The organism is Aeromicrobium sp., assembly GCF_049587115.1.
In the GTDB taxonomy this organism is placed as follows: Bacteria; Actinomycetota; Actinomycetes; order Propionibacteriales; family Nocardioidaceae; genus Aeromicrobium.
Genome location: NZ_JBAVDI010000041.1, coordinates 1 through 3056, shown reverse-complemented (window position 1 = coordinate 3056; position 3056 = coordinate 1). Strand labels below are relative to the sequence as shown.

The 3056-nt window shown below is 67.3% G+C and carries 3 protein-coding genes and 1 riboswitch; of the genes, 1 reads left to right on the top strand and 2 read right to left on the bottom strand.

What is annotated here, in order from left to right; genetic code table 11:
• Window positions 1-464: hypothetical protein (locus WB461_RS04380; protein WP_423851498.1), on the bottom strand; the 464-nt coding region annotated here is incomplete at its 3' end.
• Window positions 461-1984 (bottom strand): prenyltransferase/squalene oxidase repeat-containing protein, encoded by a 1524-nt coding sequence (locus tag WB461_RS04375; RefSeq protein ID WP_423851497.1) that lies wholly within the window; start codon window positions 1982-1984, stop codon window positions 461-463. The genes WB461_RS04375 and WB461_RS04380, both read right to left, overlap by 4 nt.
• A gap of 64 nt (window positions 1985-2048) precedes the next feature.
• A riboswitch (cobalamin riboswitch) is annotated at window positions 2049-2208 on the bottom strand.
• A gap of 52 nt (window positions 2209-2260) precedes the next feature.
• Between WB461_RS04375 and WB461_RS04370 the strand changes: the two genes are divergently transcribed.
• A partial coding sequence (locus tag WB461_RS04370) for an acyl-CoA dehydrogenase family protein (RefSeq protein ID WP_423851496.1) occupies window positions 2261-3056 on the top strand: 796 nt, incomplete at its 3' end.

Sequence of the window (3056 nt, the reverse complement as noted above, 5' to 3'; positions counted from 1 at the left end):
GCCGGGGCCGGGGCCGGCGGCGCCGGGTACGGCCTCACACCGGGGTAGCTCTTCGAGCTGGAGTTCTGAAACTTGAAAGCCACCCACCCTCCAGACGGAACCTTCAGCGAGTACGCGCCCACGCTTGCGTAGTTCCAGCCACCGCCCTTGCCGTCGGCCCAGAACAAGCCCCAGTAATGGTCGGCTGGGGCGGTGCCTCGGCACGGAGCACTCGACGGGTAGCCATCAATGTCGCAGACGAATCCACGCGCACTGTTCAGCGAGTGGCCAGCACGGGTGAAGTTGCTCGCGGCAGGACTCGATCCGCTGCTGTCGCAGCGGATCGAGGAGTTGACGACCACGGTCACGCCTGTGCCAGAGGGGCAGGCCGCCGCGAAGGCCACCCCGCTCGACACGACTGTGCCGCCGGTCGCCCCCACCAGGAGGGCGACGAAAGTACGGACGATACGGCTGCGGATCATCATCGGCGGGCGTGCGATGGCAGGAAGACGAGCCGGCGTCCGCGTCCGGTCAGCACGAGCCCGGCGCCGGCCGCCAGGAGCGCAACCGCTGCGAGCAGCTGCCACGTCTGCACCGAGGATCCGGCGTCCGGGAGGGTGGCATTCGTGTTCGCGACCGGACCAGTGGTGCTGCCGTCAACGTCATCCGTTGTCGGAGACTCGACGGTGAGCGGCTTCACCTGGATCGTGACCGACGAGGTGGTGTCAGTGGGCACGTGCGTGGCGGTGATGGTGTGGGGAGACGCGTGGTTGAACGTCACCGTGTTGCCGTCGATCGTGTCGGTCTCGACCGATGACGTCAGGCGCAGCTCGTCGGACACGTCGCCGGTCGACCGACCATCGGCGTCCTTGCCCGTGGCAGTGATGGTGATCGTGTCACCCTGCGTGGGCGTGGAGTCCGAGAGCGTCAGCTTCATCGAGGCGACGGGTCCGGGCTCCGGCTCGGGCTCCGGCTCGGTGGCGAACTCGACGCCGAACGCAGCCTGCACGGTCGTCCGCACCCACTGATCGCGCACGAGATCACCGATACCGGCCGACTTGCCCGTCTTGAAAGCCGCTTTGTCGAAGGCGATGGCTCCGGCCTCGTCGCCCAGTCCGGGAGTCGACGAGGTCGCCTGCAGAGGCACGACCCAGTCTGCGGCGGCAGCTGCTGCGGTCGTCTTGCCCACCGTGCCGAGCGCAACGGCCGCCAGTCCGGTGCTGTTCGCATTCGGGTTGCCGGCGTCGCTGAACGAGCCGTCAGAAGCCTGAGCGTCGCGCAAAAAGTTTCCCGCCTCGTCCACTACGGCCTCGTGTCCGCCCGTGGCGTCGAGAGCCGCGATCGCGAAGGCTGTGGCGTCGATGCTGGACGAACACCCCGCGCCCGACTGGTAGAGCCGGAAGCCGCCGTCAGAGCACTGCTGCTGGACGAGGAAGTCCTCGGCATCAGTCGAGGAAGCGCTGCCCACAGTGGCGAGGGCACGCACGCCCCAGCTCTGCCCGATCGTGTTGGCTGACTGGTATTCACTGTCAGGCGCATCCTTGAGACGCCCCGTCTCCGGACCTTGGGTGACCATCAGACCCTCAAGATCCTCAATCAAGTTGCGATCGTCGATTTTGGTCGGGTCGTCGCCGTGCAGCGACACGTAGGTGGCCAGCTTTCCCACCGCACCCGCGTATCGCGTGCCATACGCGTCGGTGTACTCCGCCGTGTTGGCAACGACGGCGCCATACACCTTGTCGGCCGTCGATGTGTCGCCGAAGCGGGTCAGGGCGTACTGCAGGTCCAGGTTCAAGCCGTAGTCGACGTACTTGTCGTCTGGGCCAGTTCCGTAGACGCTCTCAAACAGATGGGAGCCCGACGGGACTTGGTCGGCGAGCCAGGCCGCGGCCGATGCCGCCTGCGGGCTGGTGGCGGCCTGCGCGACCGTGGGTGTCAGCACCAGCGTGGCGGTGACTGCGGCGGTCGCGATGATGGCGCCCGCGCGAGGGAGATTGATTTTCATGGTTCCTTCCGGCTGCACGCACGCGCGGCCCGGAAGGGACGTCACGTGCTTTCCTCGACAGCGTGAGTAAGTCAGTCCTGCAGCAGGTGTTCCGGCTCGCCACCTCGAGGTGGCCTACGGTTGCGGGTCAGCGCCGGAGTTGGACCGGCTTTCCCTGGCATGCGGGTGAATGAAGTTGTGCCTGATGGCAGAGCGAACCTACCACTGCGCGGATGCCGGAGGACTCGGCGGTGCGCATCCGCTGCCCCAAAGCCACGATCCGAGTACCTTTTCTCCATGGCACTCAGTGACGACGTCCGCATCGCACTCGACGGCAAGTGGCGCCACGTGCGCGAGCAGTCCCGCAAGGACCTTGCGGCCATGGACCTGGCCTTCGACCATGACCTGACTCTCGACGAGGCCCGGGCGCGAGTCCTGGAGCAGATGAGGCAGCTCGTGCCGACCGGCGTCGCGGCCGCCGGTTTCCGTGTCGCCAACGGCGGCACGGGCGATCCCGGGATGGCGGTGACCGGCATCGAGATGCTGGCGCAGTTCGACCTCTCGCTGATGGTCAAGGCCGGGGTGCAATGGGGTCTCTTCGGCGGGGCCGTGGAGAACCTCGGCACGAAGATCCACCACGACGCCTACATCCGCGACCTCATCAGCCTCGACGTCGTCGGCTGCTTCGCGATGACCGAGACCGGCCACGGCAGCGACGTCCAGAACCTCGAGACCACAGCCACCTACGACCCGGCCACCGAGGAGTTCGTCGTCCACTCCCCGACACCGAGCTCGCGCAAGGACTACATCGGCAACGCCGCCAAGCACGCCACGATGGCGGCGGTGTTCGCGCAGCTCATCTCGCGCGGCGAGACGTACGGCGTCCACTGCTTCCTGGTGCCGATCCGCGACGGGAACGGCGAGGACCTCCCCGGCGTCACCACCTCGGACTGCGGCCACAAGGGTGGCCTCGGCGGCGTCGACAACGGCCGCATCATGTTCGACGAGGTCCGCATCCCGCGGGGCAACCTGCTCAACCGTTACGGCCAGGTCGACGAGGGCGGTGCCTACTCCTCGCCGATCGACGACACGG